Raw genomic sequence first — 21,837 nt, 5'->3', positions numbered from 1 at the left:
TCAGATCACCTCAATTTGTCCGCCTGCTGCTTTAATTTTTTCTTCAGCAGTTTTTGTAAAGCCTTGAGCTTTAACTGTTAATTTTTTGGTTACTTCACCATTACCAAGAATACGGATACCATCGCGCACGTTTTTCAATATACCGGATTCTACTAAAGCAACTGCATCAACTACGCTGCCGTCTTCAAAACGATCAAGCATACAAACATTAACTTCTGCATATTCTTTAGCATAAATATTTTTGAAACCGCGTTTTGGTAATCTGCGATATAATGGCATCTGACCGCCTTCAAAACCGGTACGAACGCCGCCGCCGGAGCGGGAGTTCTGACCTTTTTGACCACGTCCAGAAGTTTTGCCTAAACCAGAACCAAGACCGCGTCCTACACGTGTACGTGTTTTTTTCGATCCCGGAGCCGGAGCCAATTCATGTAATTTCATCGTCAACTGGCACCCCCTTCTTTATTATGCGTTTATTTCTTCTACTGTTACGAGATGTTCTATTTTATGAAGCATTCCGCGAATAGCTGGATTGTCTTCTTTTTCTACTACAGAATTTGTTTTCTTCAAGCCTAAAGCCTTAACGGTATCGCGTTGATCCTGCGGATAACCAATAAGACTGCGGGTAAGAGTAACTTTCAGTTTTGCCATTGAAATAACCTCCTTAACCCAAAAGTTCCTGAACAGTTTTGCCACGTAATTGAGCAACTGTTTCTGCTTTTTTAAGCTGGCTCAAGCCACGAATTGTAGCACGTACCATATTGTTAGGATTAGAAGAACCAAGTGATTTTGTTAAGATATCACCGATACCGCTTAATTCTAATACTGCACGAGCAGGTCCGCCGGCAATAACACCAGTACCTTTTGCTGCTGGTTTTAAAAGAACTTTACCTGCACCAAAAATACCTGTAATCTGATGCGGTATAGTTTTTTCAACTAATGATACTTCTATTAAATTTTTCTTTGCATCTTCAATGCCTTTTCTGATTGCTTCTGGTACTTCGCTGGCTTTACCAAGTCCTGCACCAACATGACCGTTCTTGTCACCGACAACAACCAAAGCACTAAAAGAAAAACGACGACCGCCTTTTACAACTTTAGCTACGCGATTTATATATACGACTTTTTCTTGTAATTCAAGCGCATTAGCATCTATTCTGGCCATTAATTAACCTCCTGTTCCATATATTAGAATTTAAGTCCTGCTTCACGAGCTGCGTCAGCCAAGGCTGCAATACGACCATGATATAAATAACCACCGCGATCAAACACAACTTCTGTGATACCTTTTTCAACAGCAGCTTTTGCTACTGCAGTTCCTACTATTTTAGCAGCTGCAACGTTTCCGCCGTATCCTTCAAAAGATTTATCTTTTGTACTAGCTGCTGCAATTGTAATACCATTAACGTCATCAATTACCTGAGCATAAATATTGCTAAGGCTGCGGAACACATTCAAGCGTGGTCTTTCTGCCGTACCGGCCACATGATTGCGCACACGTAAATGACGCTTTTGACGAGCTTTGTTTTTATCCTGCTTGTTAAACACGTCAATTGCTCCTTTCTCTTAAAAAATCATTTAGCTTTGCCGGCTTTACCGACTTTGCGACGAATATGTTCATTTTCATATTTAATACCCTTACCTTTATAAGGTTCAGGTTCTCTGTAAGCGCGAATTTTCGCAGCTACTTCGCCGACCATTTCTTTATCGATGCCGGAAACAACGATTTTGTTCGGAGCTGGAGCAGTAATGGTTATACCTGCTGGTGGCTCAACAACTACAGGATGTGAAAAACCTAATGCGAGATTAAGATTTTTGCCCTGCTGTGTTGCTCTATAACCAACACCATTGATTTCAAGATTTTTTGTGAAACCATCGGTTACGCCAACAACCATGTTATTTACAAGACTGCGGGTAAGGCCGTGTAATGCTCTATGTTTTTTATCGTCAGAAGGGCGCTGTACAGTGACAACATTTCCTTCAACTACTATTTTTATATCTTCATGGCACGTACGAGCTAATTCGCCTTTTGGTCCTTTTACAACTACGTGATTTTTTTCATCAACTGTAACTGTAACGCCAGCAGGAAGCTCGATAGGTGCTCTACCTATTCTTGACATTTGTACACCTCCTAGTTCTAAAGATTACCATACATAAGCTAATACTTCGCCGCCAACACCAGCGCTGCGAGCCTTTTTATCACTCATAATACCTTTAGAAGTAGATATTATAGCGATACCAAGACCACCTAACACGCGAGGTATCTGATCTTTGTTAACATAAGCACGAAGACCAGGACGGGAGATACGTTTTAAACCAGTGATTACTTGTTCATCATTAGCGCCATATTTCAATTTGATAGTGATAACACCTTGTTTACTATCTTTAGTGAAATTATAGTCTTTAATGAACCCTTCTTCTTTTAAAACGTCAGCAATAGCTCTTTTGATATTAGAACCAGGGATCTCAACTTTATCATGTAAAACAGAGTTTGCATTGCGCAAACGTGTAAGCATATCTGCAATCGGATCAGTCATTCCCATAAAATCGATATCCTCCTTTCTTTCTAAGTTACCAGCTGGCTTTAGTTATGCCAGGGATTGCGCCTTTGTAAGCTTGTTCTCTAAAACAAATACGGCACATATCAAATTTACGCATATAACCGTGTGGACGGCCACAAATTTTACATCTATTATAACTACGAACTTTGTATTTAGGTTCTTGACTCCATTTTTCAATCAATGCCTTTTTGGCCATTAAAAACTTACCTCCTCTTTTTATGCACTGAACGGCATTCCCAAAAGGCGGAGAAGTTCTTTAGCCTCTTCGTCAGTCTTAGCCGTTGTTACAACAATAATATTCATACCACGGACTTTATCAATTTCATCAAATTCAATTTCCGGGAAAATTAATTGTTCTTTTAATCCTATGGAATAATTACCACGTCCATCAAATGCATTTCCATTTACACCACGGAAATCGCGAACACGCGGTAATGCGATATTCATGAATTTATCCAAAAACTGCTGCATACGTGAACCACGTAATGTAACTTTACAGCCAATCGGCATACCAGCACGTAATTTCCATGCTGCCAAAGATTTTTTAGCTTTTGTTAATATAGGTTTTTGTCCTGCAATTATAGTCATGTCTTTAACTGCGGCATCAAGAGCTTTGGAGTTACCAACAGCTTCGCCTACACCCATGTTGATGATGATCTTTTCAACTTTAGGTAATTGCATAACATTTTTATAACCGAATTTTTCGGTTAAAGCCGGAACTACTTCTTTTAAATATTTTTCCTGCAATCTATCCACCAATATTTCCTCCTTCCCTTATTATTTTGCTTGGTCTAAAAGTTCGCCGCATTTTTTGCAAACACGAACCATTTTACCGTTTACGTCTTTTTTAGCAACACGGGTCGGTTTGGAGCATGCCGGGCATACAACCATAACTTTAGCTGCATACATAGGTGCTTCTTTAGGAATAATACCGCCTTTAGGAGCATTTTGATTAGGTTTAGTATGACGTTTTACTTTGTTCATACCTTCAACGATAACCTTATCTTTTTTAGGCATTGCTTTTAAAACTTTACCTTGTTTGCCTTTGTCTTTACCAGATAATACAACAACTGTATCATCTTTTTTAATTTTTAATTTATATTGTGACAAAATTTGCACCTCCTATCCGTTAGAGTACTTCTGGAGCCAATGAGATGATCTTCATGAATGATTTGTCACGCAGTTCTCTGGCTACAGGCCCAAAAATACGAGTGCCTTTTGGGGTTTTATCATCTTTTATAATTACAGCTGCATTTTCATCAAAACGGATATAAGATCCATCCTGTCTTCTTGAGCCTTTTTTAGTACGTACAACTACAGCTTTTACAACTTCACCCTTTTTGACCATTCCACCGGGAGAAGCAGCTTTTACCGCAGCTACGATAATATCGCCAACATTGGCATATTTACGATAAGAACCACCCATAACACGTATGCACATAATTTCCTTTGCGCCAGTGTTATCACCAACATTTAGCATAGTCTGTTGTTGGATCAATTGCTTTACCTCCTTTATTAAAATCCTTGGGCTTTAAATCATTTTGCTCTTTCAAGAATTTTAACGACTCTCCAACGTTTATCTTTAGATAACGGGCGTGTTTCCATGAGAGAAACGGTATCGCCGATATGGGCATCGTTGTTTTCATCATGAGCTTTAAATTTTACTGTCTTTTTTACAAGTTTTTTGTAAAGTGGATGCTGTTCCAAATCTTCTACAGCAACTACAACAGTTTTGTCCATTTTATCACTTACGACTTTACCAATTTTAGTCTTGCGTTCATTTCTTTCACTCATAAAAGAGCCTCCTTCCTTATGCATATCTTTATCAAGCATTAGCTTTTAATTCTTGTTCGCGCTGAATTGTTTTAATCCGAGCGATTGTTTTCTTTATATCCTTGATACGCATAGGATTTTCTAGCTGGCCAGTGGCAAGCTGAAATCTTAAATTGAAGAGCTCTTCTTTAAGTGAAGCAAGTTTCTGGTTAAGTTCGCCGTCACTCATATCACGTATGTCATTAACCTTCATTTACTTCACCGCCTTCTTGCTTTTGTTCACGTTTTACAAATTTTGTTTTAATAGGCAATTTATGAGCTGCAAGACGCATAGCTTCTTTAGCTACTTCTTCAGTCACACCGCCCATTTCAAACATGATACGACCAGGTTTTACTACTGCTACCCAGTATTCTGGAGCCCCTTTACCTTTACCCATACGAGTTTCAGCAGGTTTTGCAGTTACTGGTTTATCAGGGAATATTTTAATCCAAACCTGACCACCACGTTTGATATAACGAGTCATAGCAATACGAGCAGCTTCGATCTGACGGTTGGTAATCCATGATGGTTCAAGAGCCTGAAGGCCGAATTCACCATGTGATACTTTATTGCCGCGATTTGCTTGGCCCTTCATTCTGCCACGAAACTGTTTACGGAATTTTGTTCTTTTTGGAATTAACATTAAGCTTCGCTCCCTTCAGCCACAGCTTTTACCAGCTGTTTCTTTTCTGGAAGGATTTCGCCTTTGAAGATCCATACTTTTACGCCGATACGACCATAAGTAGTATGAGCTTCTGCTGTTCCATAATCGATATCAGCTCTTAAAGTGTGAAGTGGAATACTTCCTTCACGACAAGATTCACTTCTAGCGATTTCAGCGCCGCCAAGACGACCGCCAACGGTAATTTTTATACCTTTAGCTCCAAAGCGAATTGTGCGACCTACAGCTTGTTTCATTGCACGGCGGAAAGCTATACGACGTTCAAGCTGTGATGCGATATTTTGAGCAACAAGTGTTGCATCCATATCTGGTTGTTTAATTTCAGCAATGTTGATATCAACATGCTTAGATGTGAATTTCTTCAAATCTTTTTTAATCTGTTCAATTCCTGAACCACCGCGACCAATTACCATACCTGGTTTAGCTGTATGAATTGTCAATTTAAGGCGATTTTTAGAACGTTCAGTTTCAATTCGTGATACACCCGATTGTTGAAGGCTCTGTTGTAGAAATTCACGAATTTTTATATCTTCGTATAAGTTAGCTGCGTAATCTTTGTCAGCATACCATTTTGCATCCCATGTTTTAACTATGCCAAGACGTATACCATGTGGATTAACTTTCTGACCCAAATCTATTGCCTCCTTTTTATCTTTCTTTTACTACAACTGTAACATGTGAGGTACGTTTTAAAATTTTGAATGCCTGTCCACGAGAACGCGGATGGATTCTTTTTAATGTAGGTCCCTGATCTACAAATGCTTCTGCTACATAAAGTGCATCACCATTCATGTCAAAGTTGTTTTCAGCATTTGCTACAGCTGATTTTAAAACTTTATTTACTACGTCAGCTCCTGCTTTCGGTGTAAATTTTAAAATTGCAAAGGCTTCCGCCACATTTTTGCCGCGAATGAGGTCAATAACCACACGAGCTTTGCGCGGAGCAATTCGAATATATTTCGCTACTGCCTTAGCTTCCACTAAAGTTCCTCCTTTCGGCAATTATTTTAAGCTGGTTTTGCGTTCTTCGCCGCCATGACCTTTAAAGGTACGTGTAGGTGCGAATTCGCCTAATTTATGACCAACCATATCTTCAGTTATAAATACTGGCACATGTTTGCGACCATCATGCACAGCAATTGTATGTCCTAAAAAGTCTGGCAGGATTGTTGAGCTTCTTGACCAGGTTTTAATAACTTTCTTTTCATTAGCTTCGTTCATTGCACCAATTTTTTTAACGATGCTTTCATGGACGTAAGGTCCTTTTTTTATGGATCTTGACAAGATAAATCCTCCTTTCAGCCATCTAATACCTATTACAGTTTATTATTTCTGGCGACGATTTGCACGACGTCTAACAATAAGTTTATCAGAAGGCTTCTTACGACGTGTTTTAGCACCCATTGCACATTTACCCCATTTAGTAACAGGATGTTTACGGCCGACTGGGCTTTTACCTTCACCACCACCATGTGGATGATCGCAAGGATTCATTACAACACCACGGTTAGCTGGGCGAATACCAAGCCAGCGGGAACGACCTGCTTTACCAATAGAAATGTTTTCATGATCAAGGTTACCAATCTGACCAATTGTAGCACGGCAGTTTACATGAACTTTACGAAGTTCTCCTGACGGCATACGTAAAAGTGCATAGTTGCCTTCTTTAGCCATAAGCTGTGCAGAAGTTCCTGCGGAACGAACTAACTGTCCGCCTTTACCGATTTTAAGTTCGATGTTATGAATCATTACACCTACAGGAATGTTTACCAATGGAAGAGCATTACCTGTCTTGATATCAGCATCAGGACCTGATACTACAGTATCGCCTACTTTTAAGCCATTAGGAGCTAAAATATAGCGTTTTTCACCATCAGCATAGCTAAGTAACGCAATACGAGCACTACGGTTAGGATCGTATTCGATTGTAGTTACACGTGCTGGAACGGAATCTTTATTACGTTTAAAATCAATTATACGATAAAGACGTTTATGTCCGCCGCCTTGATGTCTTACTGTTAAACGACCCTGCATATTACGGCCGCCTTTTTTCATTAAGCTTTCGGTTAAAGATTTTTCTGGTTTATCAGTTGTAATTTCCTCAAAAGCAGAAACAGTCATAAATCTTCTACCTGGGGAATATGGTTTGAATTTTTTTATTGCCACGTTAGTTTACCTCCTTTTCCCTGAGTTACGCTTCGAAGAATTCGATTGTTTCTCCAACAGCGAGTTTTACGATTGCTTTTTTATAGCTTGGGCGTCTACCCATGGTACGGCCCATACGTTTCATTTTACCGGTAACATTACTGGTGTTTACATCAGCAACTTTAACTTTGAAGATTTCTTCAATAGCTTTACCGATTTCAATTTTGTTAGCACGTTTGTCAACTTTAAAAACATATTTACCCTGAGCCATAAGGTCAGTTGTTCTTTCAGTTACTAACGGCTTGATGATAATGTCTCTTGCTTCCATTATGCCAATACCTCCTCAATACGGGTAACAGCATCTTTCGTTATGAAGAGTTTATTATGATTTAAGATATCATAAACATTCAATCCATTAGAATTTATTGCTTTTACACCCGGGATATTACGGGAAGATTTTTCCACGTTTTCAGCAAAATCAGCTGTTATAATAAGAGCCTTATTATCAACACTGAAATCATTCAGCATTTTTACAACGTCTTTTGTTTTGGGTGCTGCAAACTCAATGTTATCTACTACGATAAAATCATTGCTGTTAACTTTATCAGTAAGAGCGCATTTTATTGCTAAACGACGCTGTTTACGAGGCATTGAGAATGAGTAAGAACGAGGTTGCGGTCCGAATACGGTACCACCGCCAACCCATATTGGAGAACGGGTGCTACCACTTCTTGCACGACCTGTGCCTTTTTGACGCCAAGGTTTACGTCCGCCACCACGAACCAAACCTCTGGTTTTAGTAGCATGTGTTCCTAAACGCTGAGATGCGAGCTGCATAACTACAGCTTGATGAACAAGACCTTCATTTATTTCAACACCGAATACAGTTTCATCTAATTGCATAGATTCTACTTCTTGTCCGGCCATGTTAAATACTTTTACTTCAGGCATATTACCTTTTATCCTCCTTCCAGTTATTATTTCTTAGGTTTAACTGTTTCTTTTATCATTACAAAGCTGTTCTTTGCGCCTGGAATTGCACCTTTTATAAGTAAAAGATTGCGATCTCCATCAACGCGAGCAACAGTTAAACGTTGTACAGTTACTTGATCTGCCCCCATACGACCTGGCAGTTTTTTACCTTTTAATACACGTCCACCATGACCACTGATCATTGCACCAGTTGAACCTGGTTCACGATGTGATTTGGAACCATGTGCCATTGGTCCGCAAGCGAAGTTGTGGCGTTTAATTCCACCGGCAAAACCTTTACCTTTGGAAGTACCAACAACATCTACTACATCACCTTCAGCAAATATATCAACGCCGATTTTATCGCCGACGTTATATTCAGAAGCATCAGCTAAACGGATTTCACGGATAACTTTAACCGGATCTACGCCAGCCTTGGAAAAATGGCCTTTCATAGGTTTGGTAACCTGTTTTTCTTTAATGCTACCAAAACCAATCTGAACTGCATTATAACCATCATTTTCAATGGTTCTATTTTGAAGCACGACATTATTACCAGATTCGACTACAGTAACCGGGATTACTCCGCCTTCTTCGGTAAAAATCTGAGTCATGCCGAGTTTTTTACCTAAAATTGCTTTTGTCACTTTTACCACCTCCTATTACAATTTAATTTCGATATCCACACCAGCCGGTAAGTCTAAACGCATTAATGCATCTACTGTTTTGGATGTAGGTTGTAAAATATCGATAAGACGTTTATGGGTTCTCATTTCGAATTGTTCACGAGAATCTTTATTGACATGTGGAGATCTTAAAATTGTATAGATATTTTTTTCGGTAGGTAAAGGTATAGGACCTGATACCATTGCACCTGTTCTTTTAGCGGTGTCAACTATTTTAACAGCGCTCTGGTCAAGTGCTTTATGATCATATGCTTTTAAACGAATACGTATTTTTTGTTGTTTGGACAAAATATTTTCCTCCTTATCGCCCGGGTTCTAGATCCAGACACTTCTCTGCACTAGTTACCTCGCCAAATGCGAGCAATCTAACACATCATCGCATGGGACAAAAAAAAGCCTTATATAAGGGCGGCGAAGCGCCGCCCTTATATAAACTTTATAGTTTTTAGAAATTACTCTGCAATTTCAATTACGCGACCAGCACCAACGGTGTGACCACCTTCACGAATAGCGAAACGCAAACCTTTTTCGATAGCGATTGGGGTAATGAGTTCGATATCCATTTCGATGTTATCACCAGGCATAACCATTTCGGTACCTTCAGGTAATGTGCAAACACCAGTAACATCAGTTGTACGGAAGTAGAACTGAGGACGGTAGTTAGAGAAGAATGGAGTATGACGGCCACCTTCATCTTTAGTTAATACATAAACCTGAGCCATGAATTTGGTATGCGGATGAATTGAACCTGGTTTAGCAAGAACCTGACCACGTTCGATTTCAGTACGGTCAATACCACGTAAAAGAGCACCGATGTTATCGCCTGCAACAGCGCTATCCATGCTTTTACGGAACATTTCGATACCAGTTACAGTTGTTTGTTTCTTTTCTTCAGAAAGACCAACCATTTCAACCACGTCATTTAATTTAACTTCACCACGTTCAACACGGCCGGTAGCAACAGTACCACGACCAGTAATGGTGAATACATCTTCGACTGGCATTAAGAAAGGTTTATCTGTATCACGAACAGGGGTAGGGATATAATCATCTACAGCGTCCATGAGTTCAAGAATTTTCTTTTTAGCTTCTTCGTCGCCTTCAAGAGCTTTTAAAGCAGAACCAGTAATAACTGGAATGTCATCACCAGGGAAATCGTAAGAAGAAAGAAGTTCACGAACTTCCATTTCTACGAGTTCTAATAATTCAGGATCGTCAACCTGATCTGATTTGTTAAGGAAAACAACCATAGCAGGAACGCCAACCTGACGAGCAAGCAAGATATGTTCGCGTGTCTGAGGCATAGGGCCATCAGCAGCACTAACAACTAAGATACCGCCATCCATCTGTGCAGCACCAGTGATCATGTTTTTAACGTAATCAGCATGGCCCGGGCAGTCAACGTGAGCGTAATGTCTGTTGTCAGTTTCATATTCAACGTGAGCGGTGTTGATTGTAATACCGCGTTCGCGTTCTTCCGGAGCTTTATCAATCATGCTGTAATCTTCGAATTTAGCATAGCCTTTTTCGGAGAGAACTTTTGTGATAGCTGCGGTAAGAGTTGTTTTACCATGGTCAACGTGACCGATTGTACCAATATTAACATGTGGTTTAGTTCTTTCAAACTTTTGTTTAGCCATTGTGAGTAATTTCCTCCCTTATTAACCTTTGTTTTTTGTAACAATATCTTCAGCAATGTTTCTAGGAACTTCTTCATAATGGGATACTTCCATTGAATAATTCCCACGACCCTGTGTTCTAGAACGCAGGTCAGTTGCATAACCGAACATTTCAGAAAGCGGTACCATACCATTAATAACTTGTACGCCATTACGTGGTTCCATACCTTCGATGCGGCCACGACGAGAATTCAAATCGCCGATTACGTCGCCCATATATTCTTCTGGAACAGTTACTTCAACTTTTACATATGGTTCTAAAAGCACTGGATCGGCTTTTTGTGCACCACTTTTGAATGCCATGGAACCAGCAATTTTAAATGCCATTTCAGATGAATCGACATCATGATAAGAACCATCGTAAACGATAGTCTTAATGTCAACCATCGGATAACCAGCAACAACACCGTTAGCCATAGCTTCTTTAATACCGTTTTCGATAGGGTTGATATATTCTTTTGGAATAGCCCCACCAACGATTTTACTTTCAAAGGAGAAGCCTTCTCCAGGTTCCTGTGGAATGATTTCAAGCCAGCAATGACCATATTGACCTTTACCACCGGACTGACGAATAAATTTACCTTCAGCCTTAACAGTTTTCTTAATCGTTTCACGGTAAGCAACCTGAGGTTTACCAACTGCGCATTTAACTTTGAATTCACGAAGCATACGGTCAACAATGATATCCAAGTGAAGTTCACCCATACCGGAGATAATTGTCTGTCCAGTTTCATGATCAGTTTTGACACGGAAAGTTGGATCTTCTTCAGCTAGTTTCTGTAGAGCAATACCCATTTTTTCCTGGTCAGCTTTAGTTTCTGGTTCTACAGCAACTGAAATAACTGGATCCGGGAATTCCATGGATTCAAGAACGATAGGGTTCTTTTCATCGCAGAGAGTATCACCAGTAGTTGTATCTTTAAGGCCGACTGCAGCTGCGATATCTCCACTGTAAACAACATCAAGTTCTTTACGATGGTTAGCATGCATCTGCAATACACGACCGATACGTTCTTTTTTATCTTTTGTGGAGTTATATACATAAGATCCAGCAGATAATGTTCCTGAATATACACGGAAGAATGCTAATTTACCAACGAATGGATCAGCCATGATTTTGAATGCAAGTGCTGCAAATGGTTCTTCATCGCTAGCTTTACGAACATCTTCTTCGCCGTCAGGAGTTACACCTTTAATAGCAGGTATGTCTACTGGAGCTGGCATATAGTCAAGTACTGCATCGAGCATTGGCTGTATACCTTTATTTTTATAAGAAGAACCGCAGATTACCGGGCAAATTTCGCAAGCTACAGTAGCTTTTCTGATTGCTGCTTTGATTTCTTCCTGGGTGATTTCTTCACCTTCAAGGTATTTCATCATAAGCTCGTCATCAGTTTCTGCGACAGCATCAAGCATTTTTTGACGATATTCTTCAGCTTTTTCTTGTAATTCCGCTGGAATAGGTCCAAATGTTTCTACTTTGCCTTCTTTATCTTCATAAAGAATAGCTTCCATTTTAACTAAGTCGATCATACCAAGGAAGTCATCTTCAGCCCCGATAGGAATCTGAATAGCAACTGGATTAGCATGTAAACGATCAACCATTTGTTGAAGCACACTATAATAGTCCGCACCAACGATGTCCATTTTATTAACATATACCATACGTGGTACATGATAACGTTCAGCCTGACGCCAAACTGTTTCGGACTGTGGTTCAACACCACTTTTACCAGAAAGAACTGTTACTGCACCGTCTAGTACTTTTAATGAACGTTCAACTTCTACTGTGAAGTCCACGTGTCCGGGTGTATCTATAATGTTGATACGATGGTCTTTCCAATGACAAGTAGTTGCCGCAGAGGTAATTGTTATACCTCTTTCTTGTTCTTGAGCCATCCAGTCCATGGTAGCTGCGCCATCATGAACTTCCCCGATCTTGTGAACAATACCAGAATAGAACAAAATACGTTCAGTCGTAGTTGTCTTCCCAGCATCGATATGCGCTATGATACCGATATTACGAGTTTTTTCAAGAGAAAACTCTCTGCCCACTTGTATCGCTCCTCGCTCTAATTAAATTACCAACGATAATGTGCGAATGCTTTATTAGCTTCCGCCATTTTATGAGTATCTTCTTTTTTCTTGATTGCTGCTCCAGTATTATTAGCTGCATCCATAAGCTCAGCGGACAATCTTTCATTCATGGTTCTTTCACCACGTAAGCGAGCATATCCTACAATCCAGCGAATACCGAGTGTCATACGGCGATCGGGGCGAACTTCGATTGGAACTTGATAGTTAGCACCACCAACACGACGTGCACGTACTTCTAAAACAGGCATTACATTGTTAAGTGCTGTTTCAAATACTTCCAATGGATCTTTGCCAGTTTTATCTTTAATGCGATCAAAAGCATCATATACTACTTGTTCTGCGACGCTTTTTTTGCCTGAAAGCATTACTTTATTGATGAATTTAGTTACCTTTTTTGATTTGTATACCGGATCTGGTAATACATCACGTTTAGGTACAGGACCTTTTCTTGGCATTTACGTCCCTCCTTGTCTTAAACATTATAATCTAGAATTTATTATTTCTTTTTAGCACGTTTAGCACCGTACTTGCTTCTTCCCTGCGCACGATCCTGAACTCCTGCTGTATCGAGTGAGCCGCGAATAATATGGTAACGAACCCCTGGTAAATCTTTTACACGACCTCCACGGATTAATACCACACTATGTTCTTGAAGATTATGTCCAATACCAGGAATGTATGCTGTAACTTCGATACTATTGGTTAAACGGACACGGGCAACTTTACGCAATGCGGAGTTAGGCTTTTTCGGGGTTGTTGTATAAACCCTGGTGCAAACGCCACGTTTCTGCGGGCAGTTTTTAAGTGCCGGAGCCGTAGATTTTTCCTGCATGCTCTGTCTGCTTTTTCTGATCAACTGATTAATTGTAGGCATACATGCACCTCCTTCCTAAAAGATAAGACCCATAACGGGCATATCGGCAATTACTTGTTTATAATAGCTGCTGCTGCAGCGCCGACTTCAATTGAGCAGGCTTTGCCAAGTTCTGCCATCGTAGATTCTGTAACCACTTTAATTTTTCTGTCAGCACATAAAGTTTTTAACGGTTCCAAAATCCTGTCATCTGCGTCGATAGCTAAAAAAACACATTGTGCGAAACCGTTATTAATAGCTTTAGTAACTTGTTTCATTCCAATAACTCGTTTTGCATTTTTTAGTTCTTCCAGCATCAATATCACTCCCGTAACATTATCGCAGTTTTTGACACTCGTATATCTTACCATGCTTAAAAAACAATGTCAACACTTATTTTATAAGTATCTGCATCTACACGCATCCTAGCGTGTCATAAATTTAATTTTTCATATTTTCAAACCTCGGGACCCCTTATTCTACAAGGGTTTTCATCATATTAAAGCATTAATATCAGTTTCTTCCAAAAAAAAAATTAAAAATTAATTTTAAGCAATAAAAAACTGGCAAATTTTATCCATTTACCAGCTCTTTTCTATCTTAAGTTTAAGCAAGACTTTTATTTTTTGTGTATTTTTATATTATCTTCTATATTATAATACTTTTGACAAAAATAATTTTGTTCTGTCTTCCTGCGGTGCTTCAAAGACATCTTTAGGTATACCCTGTTCAATTATTTTCCCATCATCAACAAACAGCAGTCGAGTCCCCACCTCACGGGCAAAACCCATTTCATGAGTAACAACAACCATCGTCATGCCGTCTTTAGCTAAGCTGCGCATTACATCTAAAACTTCGCCAACCATTTCTGGATCAAGGGCTGAAGTCGGCTCATCAAATAACATCACTTTAGGTTTCATCGCCAGTGCCCTGGCAATAGCAACGCGCTGCTGCTGTCCGCCAGAAAGCTGTGTTGGATATGATTGGGCCTTATTTGCCAGTCCTACTCTCGTCAGTAAATCCATTGCCTCTTTTTCAGCTTCGCTGCGAGTAATTGAACGCACTTTCATCGGTGCCAACACGATATTATCAAGTACCGTCATATGCGGAAATAAATTAAACCGCTGAAAAACCATACCAATTTCCGAGCGTATTTTATTAATATCAGCGCTCTGTAAATCCATTCCATCAACAAGCACCTGTCCGCCAGTTGGTACTTCCAAATAATTCATACAGCGCAGCAAAGTTGATTTCCCAGAGCCTGATGGCCCAATTATAACAACGACTTCACCTTTTTCCACATTTAAATCTATCCCTTTTAAAACTTCGGCTTCCCCAAATGATTTATGCAAATCTTTTATATCTATCATTTTTTTACATCAAACCTCCGTTCTAAATAAGCGACCAAGCGAGATATTGTGACTGTCATTATCAGATAAATAAATGCTACACTGAGCCATATTTCCAGCGACCCATAAGTCCTGGCAATTATCAGCTGCCCTCTACGGGTAAGTTCCTCAAAGCCAATAACCGAAACCAATGACGAATCCTTGAGTAAAGCAATAAATTCATTACCTAATGGCGGTATCACACTTTTAAAAGCCTGAGGAATTATTATATAGCGCATCGTTTGCGGCCAAGTAAGTCCCAATGAGCGTCCAGCTTCCATTTGACCTTCATCAACAGCCTGTATGCCGGCACGAAAAATTTCCGCAACATAAGCACCACTATTTATGCTGCAAGCTGTAATTGCAGCCAAAAACGGGTCCATATGAATACCTATTACCAGTGGCAAAGCAAAATAAATTATAAATATTTGTACTAACAGCGGCGTACCACGTATAAAATCAACATAAATCGCTGCCAGCCATTTTATCGGCTTGATATGAACAACGCGGGCAATCCCCACAAACATCCCTATGACAATCCCCATTGCCACACTTATAAGCGTTATTTTTATCGTCACCAAAGCCCCTGCCAGCAGAAGCGGAAACGAATTAATAACTAAATTAAAATCAAAACTCATTTAGTCAACATCCTATACTCTTCACTTTTTATTAACTCTGTTAGGAAAGTCTGTCGCAACTATTCCTGAACATAAAAGAAAACTATTCGATTAAGGTAAAACTCTACGTCCCTAATCGAATAATTTTTCAGTTTATTACATAAACAGCTTATTTAATGCTGTTTATGTAGCGGCAGGTGCATCTGTACCGAACCATTTTTTATAGATTTTATTGTATTCACCGTTTGCTTTGAGTTTTTTCAAAGCTTCATTAAGATTTTTTACTAATTCAGTATTATCTTTGTTCATGGCAATACCATAATTTTCTAAGGTGAGTTTTTCACCGATTCTTTTTACGCTATCATCGCTATTTTTTACTTTATAGTAGTCATTTACTGGTTTGTCATTTATAACCGCATCTACATTACCTGCTTTTAATTCCAAGAACGTATCTGCCGAGCTGTTTAATTCCTTTACCTCAGCATTAGGAATTTTCTTGGCTTCAGTAGCTGAAGTTGTACCAATCTGAACGGCAATTTTTTTGCCCTGTAAATCTTTAAATGATTTTATGTTATTATTATCAGCTTTCACCATAATAGTAAGACCTGCTTCATAATATGGATCAGAGAAAGCTACTTTCTTTTTACGATCATCATTTATGGACATACCAGAAATAGCAACATCAATATTGCCCGTCTGCAATGCTGGAATCAAACCATCAAAGCTGATATTATCTATTTTTACCTGCATTCCCATTTCCTTACCAAGTGCTCGTATTAAGTCCATATCAAAACCTTGATATTCTTTGCCATCAGCGCCTTGAAATTCAAACGGTGCAAAATCAGCGTTGGTTGCTACTTTTAATACTTTAGCTTTGTCACTGCCACCATCTTTGCTGGCAGTATTGCCGCCGCAGCCTGCAACTAATAAAAGTGAACCAATAAGAGCCATACATAACAATAAAATCTTCTTCACAAAAAATTCCTCCTATAAAATTAAAATATTATTTTAAAATATATCATAATATTTTATATTTGCTTCAATAAAATATCATTTTCTTACTTTATGTAAAAAAGAGCACGGAAATTCCGTGCTCCCTTGCCGGCATTAAATAAATATATCCTTACTCATTTCTATCGCGACGCGCACTAAAACAATCACGACAATATACTGGGCGATCTGTTTTGGGCTCGAATGGAACCTGCGTTGTTTTACCGCACTGAGCACATTTCACTTCATACATTTTCCGAGAAGAATCCCCACCATTGCCACGACCATGTTTTTTAGCTGCACGACATTCATGACAACGGCTAGGTTCATTTTGAAATCCTTTTTCGGCATAAAATTCTTGTTCACCAGCAGTAAATACGAACTCATTTCCACAATCTTTACACACTAAAGTCTTGTCTTGATAATCCATCTGTAAATTCTCCTCACATGTAAAGCCCGTTCGCCCCCGTTGCCCAATGATCGCTGTGCAAAAATGAACAAATTAGCTTATATAAAATTTACGGTATATACCGTATAATCATACACTAAGATCAACATTGACGCCTACGCTATCAGAAACACCTGCCGATAGTTCCGAAAGCATATCTGTAGAGGATTCCATTTGGTCATAAACCTTCTTAAGGGCAGAAATGCCTACGTCCTGCTGAACCTGAGTCTGGCTCATATTCACCGACATAGCAGCAATATTCATATCCATTCTGAACATCCCTTTCATTACCATTTGTTATAAATCCACCTCTATTATACTGGATGCCTAACAAATTTGCAATAAGTTTTAATAGTATTACAGTAAATTCATAATAATGTAACTAATTATTTTTTTGGCCATTAATAGTGTATAATTATTAATTTTTATCATCAAAAGCCTTAAATATTTTAAAAGCCGTCAGTATTTCATTTATAAAATACCGACGGCTTTAAACAGCTATACTCTATCTTTACTCCGCAAATAATGCTGTTGATAAATATCTTTCTCCTGTATCCGGCAAAATTGCTACTATTATTTTTCCCTCATTTTCTTTTTTTTGTGCCAATTGCACGGCAGCAGCAAAAGCAGCGCCCGATGATATACCGACCAATACGCCCTCACTTTGTGAAAACTCACGTCCATATGTAAAGGCATCTTCATTGGATATGGTTATTACTTCATCATATATTTTTGTATCTAACGTTTCCGGTACAAAGCCTGCACCAATTCCTTGAATTTTATGGGCACCAGCTTCCCCCTTACTCAATACTGGTGAAGTTTCTGGTTCTACCGCATAAACTTTAACATCTGGATTTTGCTCTTTTAAATATTTACCAGCCCCAGATAAAGTTCCACCTGTACCTACACCAGCGACTAAGATATCAACTTTGCCATCAGTATCCTGCCATATTTCCGGGCCGGTAGTTGCAAAATGTGCCTGTGGATTGGCCGGATTTGTAAATTGTGATGGAATAAACGCATGTGGTATTTCTTTAGCCAATTCTTCAGCTTTGGCAATAGCCCCCTTCATCCCAGTTTTTCCATCGGTAAGGACTATTTGCGCACCATAAGCTTTCAATAAAGTACGGCGTTCTGCGCTCATAGTCTCTGGCATAGTTATAATGGTTTTATAGCCGCGTGCTGCTGCAATTGCCGCTAGTCCGATACCTGTATTTCCACTTGTTGGCTCTATAATAACTGACTCGTTCGTTAAAATACCTTTTTTTTCAGCGTCTTCAATCATTGATTTAGCTATACGATCCTTAGCACTGCCGGCCGGATTGAAATATTCCAATTTTGCTAAAACATCTGCCTTTAATGCATATTTTTTTATATAATTGCTAGCTCGCAGCAATGGTGTTTTCCCTATAAGTTCAGTCATATCATTATAAATTTTTGACATAATAAAATCCCCCTGTTAAATAATTATATTTTGTGATAATAATACTTATGAATTTCCAGCTTGTCAATAATATTCATTAGTGGTTATGGATCTTCAACATCGCCTGCTAAGCAATCTGTTTATTTGATTATATTCATTTTTCATCGCAAAATTTCCTCCTAAAAACACAAAGGCTTGGCCCTATAAATTTCTCATAGAACCAAGCCTTTAGATTTCTAATCAGCCTGCATATTTCTTATAAGCTAAATCTAGTCACTACTGCTTTTATTAAAGCTCATAATCAACTCTTTCACTTATTGTTTATACTATAACACCCTAAAACAGCAAAGTCAATACCCTACTATTGTAGTAATGTATAAATTATGTTTTATAAACTTCTTCCTATTTAAGAGTATTCTGCTTGTATAATGTCGAATTATACAAATAAGCTAACAATGAAAGGATATACAATTATTATGGCTGAAAAACGAATTTTTTATTCTGTACTTATTACCTCTTTTTTCGGTCCGTTCATGGCCAGTTCTGTAAATGTCGCAATTCCTTCCATGGCTTTGGAATACCACTTACTGGCTGAGGATTTAACCTGGGTATTGACCTTATTTTTGTTGGGTGCTGTCTCATTTTTAATTCCCTGGGGAAAATATGCCGACATAAAAGGACGGCGAAAAATTTATCAGTACGGTTGTACTGGTGTAATTATAACTACATTAGCCTGTATTTTTGCCCCATCATTACAGTTTTTATTATTTTTACGGTTCAGCCAAGGGGTATGCATGGCTATGAATTTTTCTACAGGAATCGCCATGCTTATTGCCTGTTATCCTAAAGCACGGCGTGGCCGGGTAATTGGCTACTCTGCTTCCTGTGTCTATATGGGACTATCATTAGGTCCGGTTATCGGTGGTGCGCTTACAGAATTTTTAGGCTGGCGCTCGATCTTTTTTTTCACAGCTATCGGCCTTATTTTTAGTCTCAGTCTGCTAATTTCTGTACATAAAGACTGGTTCGGTGATAAAAACGATAAATTTGATATTGTAAGCGCTGCCTTATATGCTATTTCATCTTCCAGTATTCTTTATGGTCTTTCCTCATACTTGCATCACCCGATAATGAAGTGGCTGATACTTTGCGGTATTATTGTTGGTATTATTTTCATTCAGCGCCAGCGTATCATTGACCATCCATTATTAGATCTTTCCTTATTTAAAAACACAATTTTTGCCATGTCCAATTTGGCAACCCTTATTAACTACAGCGCCACTTTCGGCATTGCCTTTGTGATGTCACTATATTTACAGGTAATCCGCGGTTTTGCACCTTTAAACGCCGGCATGCTGCTATTATTACAGCCCGTGATGATGGCAATTTTATCGCCGCTAGCTGGTGCCCTCTCTGATAAATATGAGCCACGTATTATTGCCTCCGGCGGTATGAGTATCACTGCTGTTGGCCTGTTTTTGTTATCGCGTTTAACAGCTTTTTCCTCTTTATATTATATTGGAAGTGTTTTATTATTTATCGGCATTGGTTTTGCATTATTTTCTTCGCCGAATAATAATGCCATAATGGGTTCTGTTGAAAAAAAATATTACGGTATCGCTTCTTCTATCGTATCGGCCATGCGCATGTTCGGACAGGCTACGAGTATGGCTATCGTAACTTTATTATTATCAATGTATACCGTCAATTCACCGTATGTCCAATATCACAGTAATTTATTGACTGGTATAAAGATGATTTTCTTTGTTTTAGCTTTAACCTGCTGTCTGGGAATTTTCTGTTCACTGGCTCGTGGCAAAAAAAACAAATAAAATATGCTTGTAATATGTACATTATAATGATATAATTTTCTAGTTAATAATTATTTAGACTGGTTTCAAAATTTTATTTTGAATCCCCTGCCCGTTAAACGGGCCGATAGTCCAGAGAGGGAGGTAATTTCTTGAGAAAATATGAAGTAGTTTTCATTGTTAGACCAATGGAAGAAGAACAAACCAATGCCGTAATCGAAAAATATTCCAAAATCATCACTGATAACGGCGGTACCATCGATAAAGAAGATCGTTGGGGCAAAAAACGTCTTGCTTATGAAATCAATGATTGCATGGACGGTTATTATTGCTTGCTCAATATCAGTGCTGAATCAACCTGTACTGATGAAGTTGATCGTGTAATGAAACTTAATGACGAAATACTAAAACACATGATCATTAGATTAGACGAAAAATAATTCGTTGCGGGGGGAAATTTATGAACAAAGTTATTTTAGCGGGACGATTAGCCGTTGATCCTGAAGTGCGTTATACCCAATCAGGTAAAGCCGTAGCTTCATTTCGCTTAGCTGTAAACAGGCGTTTTTCTCGTGAGGAAGAAAATACTGCTGATTTCTTTAGTATTGTTGCTTGGCAGAAACTTGCTGAAATATGCGGCAATAATTTAGTAAAAGGCAGCCAAGTCCTTATCGAAGGTCGTTTACAGGTACGCAGCTATGATGCTCAGGATGGTTCTAAACGTTATGTAACTGAAGTCATTGCCAACGAAGTTGAGTTTATGGGCTCACGTCCAGCTCATGCCGGTAATGATTATTCCAATTCTGCTCAATCTGCTGACAATAGTTCAGCTAATTCTTTTGGGTCAGAATTACCCCCTGACGAAGAAATTCCATTTTAATTTAGGAGGGTATTCCATTGGTTAAACGTGATAGAGGCAGAAGACCAAAAAGAAAAGTTTGCAGTTTCTGCGCAGATAAAGTAGAATCTATCGATTATAAAGATGTTGCTAAATTACGCCGTTTTATTACAGAACGCGGTAAAATCTTACCTCGTCGTATTTCCGGCAACTGTGCACGCCATCAGCGTCAAGTTACACTTGCTATTAAACGTGCTCGTAATATCGCATTATTACCGTTCACTGCGGAATAATAAAAAAGGCTCAATACTTTTTATTAAGTATTGAGTCTTTTTTATTATCTAACTACCAGTACTGGACACTCAGCATGCGTTGCCAAGTATTGACTGACACTTCCCATAATTATCTGTTTAATCGCACCAAGTCCGCGGCTGCCCATTACAATTAAGTCCATATTCTTATCTTTGGAATATGATAAAATTATTTTTGCCGGATCGCCAACCCGCAATTCATAGTCAGTATTTGGCAAATCACCAATAATTCCCTTCGCCTTCTCCAAAACCTCTTTTCCTTGAGCATCAATATCATCAGGGATGTACGTATTCATGCTAAGTCTTTCAAAAGCAGTAACTGCCGTGTTTAAATCAATAACATATAAAATAGTTAATGCTGCATTACTTAAACCAGCAATATATTTAGCCTGCTGTAAAGCATGCTCAGAATGTGCCGAACCATCAATAGGAACTAATATCGATTTAAATTCTCTCATAATGCCACCCTCTTTACTATTTATTATTTATATAATTCTCTATTTGCTAAAAATAACCTTGTAAT

The 21,837-nt window shown here is 38.8% G+C and carries 37 protein-coding genes; 4 read left to right on the top strand and 33 right to left on the bottom strand.

What is annotated here, in order from left to right:
• From rplO to cysK, 32 genes are all read right to left on the bottom strand, one after another.
• Entirely contained in the window at nucleotides 1-441 is a 441-nt protein-coding gene (gene rplO, locus HNR32_RS04435) for a 50S ribosomal protein L15 (protein WP_183860160.1), read from the bottom strand.
• Nucleotides 442-465: 24 nt separating this feature from the next.
• A complete protein-coding gene (rpmD, locus tag HNR32_RS04430) occupies nucleotides 466-651 on the bottom strand; it encodes a 50S ribosomal protein L30 (RefSeq protein ID WP_183860076.1) in 186 nt (61 codons plus the stop codon).
• A gap of 13 nt (nucleotides 652-664) precedes the next feature.
• Entirely contained in the window at nucleotides 665-1,165 is a 501-nt protein-coding gene (gene rpsE, locus HNR32_RS04425; protein ID WP_183860074.1) for a 30S ribosomal protein S5, read from the bottom strand.
• Between the two features lie 23 nt (nucleotides 1,166-1,188).
• Nucleotides 1,189-1,548 (bottom strand): 50S ribosomal protein L18, encoded by a 360-nt coding sequence (rplR, locus tag HNR32_RS04420; RefSeq protein ID WP_183860072.1) that lies wholly within the window; start codon nucleotides 1,546-1,548, stop codon nucleotides 1,189-1,191.
• Between the two features lie 26 nt (nucleotides 1,549-1,574).
• Nucleotides 1,575-2,120 (bottom strand): 50S ribosomal protein L6, encoded by a 546-nt coding sequence (rplF, locus tag HNR32_RS04415; protein WP_183860070.1) that lies wholly within the window; start codon nucleotides 2,118-2,120, stop codon nucleotides 1,575-1,577.
• 24 nt (nucleotides 2,121-2,144) lie between these two features.
• Entirely contained in the window at nucleotides 2,145-2,543 is a 399-nt protein-coding gene (gene rpsH / locus HNR32_RS04410; RefSeq protein ID WP_183860068.1) for a 30S ribosomal protein S8, read from the bottom strand.
• A gap of 28 nt (nucleotides 2,544-2,571) precedes the next feature.
• Nucleotides 2,572-2,757 carry a type Z 30S ribosomal protein S14 gene (locus HNR32_RS04405; RefSeq protein ID WP_183860066.1) on the bottom strand — a complete coding sequence of 62 codons (186 nt, stop codon included), beginning with the start codon at nucleotides 2,755-2,757 and terminating at the stop codon, nucleotides 2,572-2,574.
• 20 nt (nucleotides 2,758-2,777) lie between these two features.
• On the bottom strand, nucleotides 2,778-3,317 hold the full coding sequence (rplE, locus tag HNR32_RS04400; RefSeq protein ID WP_183860064.1) for a 50S ribosomal protein L5: 540 nt from the start codon (nucleotides 3,315-3,317) through the stop codon (nucleotides 2,778-2,780).
• A gap of 21 nt (nucleotides 3,318-3,338) precedes the next feature.
• Nucleotides 3,339-3,671 carry a 50S ribosomal protein L24 gene (gene rplX / locus HNR32_RS04395; protein ID WP_183860062.1) on the bottom strand — a complete coding sequence of 111 codons (333 nt, stop codon included), beginning with the start codon at nucleotides 3,669-3,671 and terminating at the stop codon, nucleotides 3,339-3,341.
• 19 nt (nucleotides 3,672-3,690) lie between these two features.
• Nucleotides 3,691-4,059, bottom strand: a complete 369-nt coding sequence (gene rplN, locus HNR32_RS04390; RefSeq protein WP_183860060.1) for a 50S ribosomal protein L14 — start codon at nucleotides 4,057-4,059, stop codon at nucleotides 3,691-3,693.
• A gap of 38 nt (nucleotides 4,060-4,097) precedes the next feature.
• Nucleotides 4,098-4,355: a 30S ribosomal protein S17 gene (rpsQ, locus tag HNR32_RS04385; RefSeq protein WP_183860058.1), complete on the bottom strand. Its 258-nt coding sequence runs from the start codon at nucleotides 4,353-4,355 to the stop codon at nucleotides 4,098-4,100.
• A gap of 31 nt (nucleotides 4,356-4,386) precedes the next feature.
• Nucleotides 4,387-4,587, bottom strand: coding sequence for a 50S ribosomal protein L29 (gene rpmC / locus HNR32_RS04380; protein ID WP_183860056.1), 201 nt, complete (start codon nucleotides 4,585-4,587; stop codon nucleotides 4,387-4,389).
• Nucleotides 4,577-5,017: a 50S ribosomal protein L16 gene (gene rplP, locus HNR32_RS04375; protein ID WP_183860054.1), complete on the bottom strand. Its 441-nt coding sequence runs from the start codon at nucleotides 5,015-5,017 to the stop codon at nucleotides 4,577-4,579. Before rplP ends, rpmC begins: the two co-directional genes overlap by 11 nt.
• A complete protein-coding gene (gene rpsC, locus HNR32_RS04370) occupies nucleotides 5,017-5,688 on the bottom strand; it encodes a 30S ribosomal protein S3 (RefSeq protein ID WP_183860052.1) in 672 nt (223 codons plus the stop codon). The genes rplP and rpsC overlap by 1 nt, the downstream gene beginning before the upstream one ends.
• Nucleotides 5,689-5,704: 16 nt before the next feature.
• Nucleotides 5,705-6,037 (bottom strand): 50S ribosomal protein L22, encoded by a 333-nt coding sequence (gene rplV, locus HNR32_RS04365; RefSeq protein WP_183860050.1) that lies wholly within the window; start codon nucleotides 6,035-6,037, stop codon nucleotides 5,705-5,707.
• A gap of 21 nt (nucleotides 6,038-6,058) precedes the next feature.
• A complete protein-coding gene (rpsS, locus tag HNR32_RS04360) occupies nucleotides 6,059-6,340 on the bottom strand; it encodes a 30S ribosomal protein S19 (RefSeq protein ID WP_183860048.1) in 282 nt (93 codons plus the stop codon).
• A gap of 42 nt (nucleotides 6,341-6,382) precedes the next feature.
• Entirely contained in the window at nucleotides 6,383-7,222 is an 840-nt protein-coding gene (gene rplB, locus HNR32_RS04355; protein WP_183860046.1) for a 50S ribosomal protein L2, read from the bottom strand.
• 25 nt (nucleotides 7,223-7,247) lie between these two features.
• Nucleotides 7,248-7,529, bottom strand: coding sequence for a 50S ribosomal protein L23 (gene rplW / locus HNR32_RS04350; protein ID WP_183860044.1), 282 nt, complete (start codon nucleotides 7,527-7,529; stop codon nucleotides 7,248-7,250).
• Nucleotides 7,529-8,128, bottom strand: coding sequence for a 50S ribosomal protein L4 (gene rplD, locus HNR32_RS04345; RefSeq protein WP_446430391.1), 600 nt, complete (start codon nucleotides 8,126-8,128; stop codon nucleotides 7,529-7,531). The genes rplW and rplD overlap by 1 nt, the downstream gene beginning before the upstream one ends.
• 50 nt (nucleotides 8,129-8,178) lie before the next feature.
• The gene (gene rplC, locus HNR32_RS04340; RefSeq protein ID WP_183860040.1) at nucleotides 8,179-8,820 is read right to left on the bottom strand and encodes a 50S ribosomal protein L3; all 642 of its coding nucleotides are present in this window, start codon (nucleotides 8,818-8,820) and stop codon (nucleotides 8,179-8,181) included.
• 15 nt (nucleotides 8,821-8,835) lie between these two features.
• Nucleotides 8,836-9,147 (bottom strand): 30S ribosomal protein S10, encoded by a 312-nt coding sequence (gene rpsJ / locus HNR32_RS04335; protein ID WP_183860038.1) that lies wholly within the window; start codon nucleotides 9,145-9,147, stop codon nucleotides 8,836-8,838.
• Nucleotides 9,148-9,311: 164 nt separating this feature from the next.
• On the bottom strand, nucleotides 9,312-10,499 hold the full coding sequence (tuf, locus tag HNR32_RS04330; RefSeq protein ID WP_183860036.1) for an elongation factor Tu: 1,188 nt from the start codon (nucleotides 10,497-10,499) through the stop codon (nucleotides 9,312-9,314).
• A gap of 21 nt (nucleotides 10,500-10,520) precedes the next feature.
• Nucleotides 10,521-12,593 carry an elongation factor G gene (gene fusA, locus HNR32_RS04325; protein WP_183860034.1) on the bottom strand — a complete coding sequence of 691 codons (2,073 nt, stop codon included), beginning with the start codon at nucleotides 12,591-12,593 and terminating at the stop codon, nucleotides 10,521-10,523.
• A 26-nt stretch (nucleotides 12,594-12,619) separates the two neighbouring features.
• Nucleotides 12,620-13,090 carry a 30S ribosomal protein S7 gene (gene rpsG, locus HNR32_RS04320; RefSeq protein ID WP_183860032.1) on the bottom strand — a complete coding sequence of 157 codons (471 nt, stop codon included), beginning with the start codon at nucleotides 13,088-13,090 and terminating at the stop codon, nucleotides 12,620-12,622.
• A 41-nt stretch (nucleotides 13,091-13,131) separates the two neighbouring features.
• The gene (rpsL, locus tag HNR32_RS04315) at nucleotides 13,132-13,509 is read right to left on the bottom strand and encodes a 30S ribosomal protein S12 (RefSeq protein ID WP_183860030.1); all 378 of its coding nucleotides are present in this window, start codon (nucleotides 13,507-13,509) and stop codon (nucleotides 13,132-13,134) included.
• A 50-nt stretch (nucleotides 13,510-13,559) separates the two neighbouring features.
• Nucleotides 13,560-13,805, bottom strand: coding sequence for a L7Ae/L30e/S12e/Gadd45 family ribosomal protein (locus tag HNR32_RS04310; protein WP_183860028.1), 246 nt, complete (start codon nucleotides 13,803-13,805; stop codon nucleotides 13,560-13,562).
• Between the two features lie 336 nt (nucleotides 13,806-14,141).
• On the bottom strand, nucleotides 14,142-14,858 hold the full coding sequence (locus HNR32_RS04305) for an amino acid ABC transporter ATP-binding protein (RefSeq protein ID WP_183860026.1): 717 nt from the start codon (nucleotides 14,856-14,858) through the stop codon (nucleotides 14,142-14,144).
• Nucleotides 14,855-15,514 (bottom strand): amino acid ABC transporter permease, encoded by a 660-nt coding sequence (locus HNR32_RS04300; protein WP_183860024.1) that lies wholly within the window; start codon nucleotides 15,512-15,514, stop codon nucleotides 14,855-14,857. Before HNR32_RS04300 ends, HNR32_RS04305 begins: the two co-directional genes overlap by 4 nt.
• A gap of 162 nt (nucleotides 15,515-15,676) precedes the next feature.
• A complete protein-coding gene (locus HNR32_RS04295; RefSeq protein WP_183860158.1) occupies nucleotides 15,677-16,444 on the bottom strand; it encodes a basic amino acid ABC transporter substrate-binding protein in 768 nt (255 codons plus the stop codon).
• Nucleotides 16,445-16,616: 172 nt separating this feature from the next.
• A complete protein-coding gene (locus HNR32_RS04290) occupies nucleotides 16,617-16,913 on the bottom strand; it encodes a zinc-ribbon domain containing protein (protein WP_183860022.1) in 297 nt (98 codons plus the stop codon).
• 108 nt (nucleotides 16,914-17,021) lie between these two features.
• Nucleotides 17,022-17,225, bottom strand: a complete 204-nt coding sequence (locus HNR32_RS04285) for a YjfB family protein (RefSeq protein ID WP_231038138.1) — start codon at nucleotides 17,223-17,225, stop codon at nucleotides 17,022-17,024.
• A 217-nt stretch (nucleotides 17,226-17,442) separates the two neighbouring features.
• Nucleotides 17,443-18,375: a cysteine synthase A gene (gene cysK, locus HNR32_RS04280; protein ID WP_183860020.1), complete on the bottom strand. Its 933-nt coding sequence runs from the start codon at nucleotides 18,373-18,375 to the stop codon at nucleotides 17,443-17,445.
• 434 nt (nucleotides 18,376-18,809) lie between these two features.
• Here cysK and HNR32_RS04275 point away from each other — a divergent pair, with 434 nt between their 5' ends.
• From HNR32_RS04275 to rpsR, 4 genes are all read left to right on the top strand, one after another.
• Nucleotides 18,810-20,186 carry an MFS transporter gene (locus HNR32_RS04275; RefSeq protein ID WP_260162440.1) on the top strand — a complete coding sequence of 459 codons (1,377 nt, stop codon included), beginning with the start codon at nucleotides 18,810-18,812 and terminating at the stop codon, nucleotides 20,184-20,186.
• 131 nt (nucleotides 20,187-20,317) lie between these two features.
• The gene (gene rpsF, locus HNR32_RS04270; RefSeq protein ID WP_183860018.1) at nucleotides 20,318-20,605 is read left to right on the top strand and encodes a 30S ribosomal protein S6; all 288 of its coding nucleotides are present in this window, start codon (nucleotides 20,318-20,320) and stop codon (nucleotides 20,603-20,605) included.
• A 20-nt stretch (nucleotides 20,606-20,625) separates the two neighbouring features.
• The gene (locus HNR32_RS04265; RefSeq protein WP_183860016.1) at nucleotides 20,626-21,045 is read left to right on the top strand and encodes a single-stranded DNA-binding protein; all 420 of its coding nucleotides are present in this window, start codon (nucleotides 20,626-20,628) and stop codon (nucleotides 21,043-21,045) included.
• A gap of 17 nt (nucleotides 21,046-21,062) precedes the next feature.
• Entirely contained in the window at nucleotides 21,063-21,296 is a 234-nt protein-coding gene (rpsR, locus tag HNR32_RS04260) for a 30S ribosomal protein S18 (RefSeq protein WP_183860014.1), read from the top strand.
• A gap of 44 nt (nucleotides 21,297-21,340) precedes the next feature.
• Here the strand turns inward: rpsR and HNR32_RS04255 are convergent, their stop codons facing one another.
• Entirely contained in the window at nucleotides 21,341-21,772 is a 432-nt protein-coding gene (locus HNR32_RS04255; RefSeq protein ID WP_183860012.1) for a universal stress protein, read from the bottom strand.
• Nucleotides 21,773-21,837: the final 65 nt, after the last annotated feature.

It is taken from the genome of Pectinatus brassicae (genome assembly GCF_014201835.1).
GTDB lineage: Bacteria > Bacillota > Negativicutes > Selenomonadales > Selenomonadaceae > Pectinatus > Pectinatus brassicae.
Note: the sequence above shows the minus strand (reverse complement) of the source record. Positions and strands in the feature narration are given on the sequence as shown.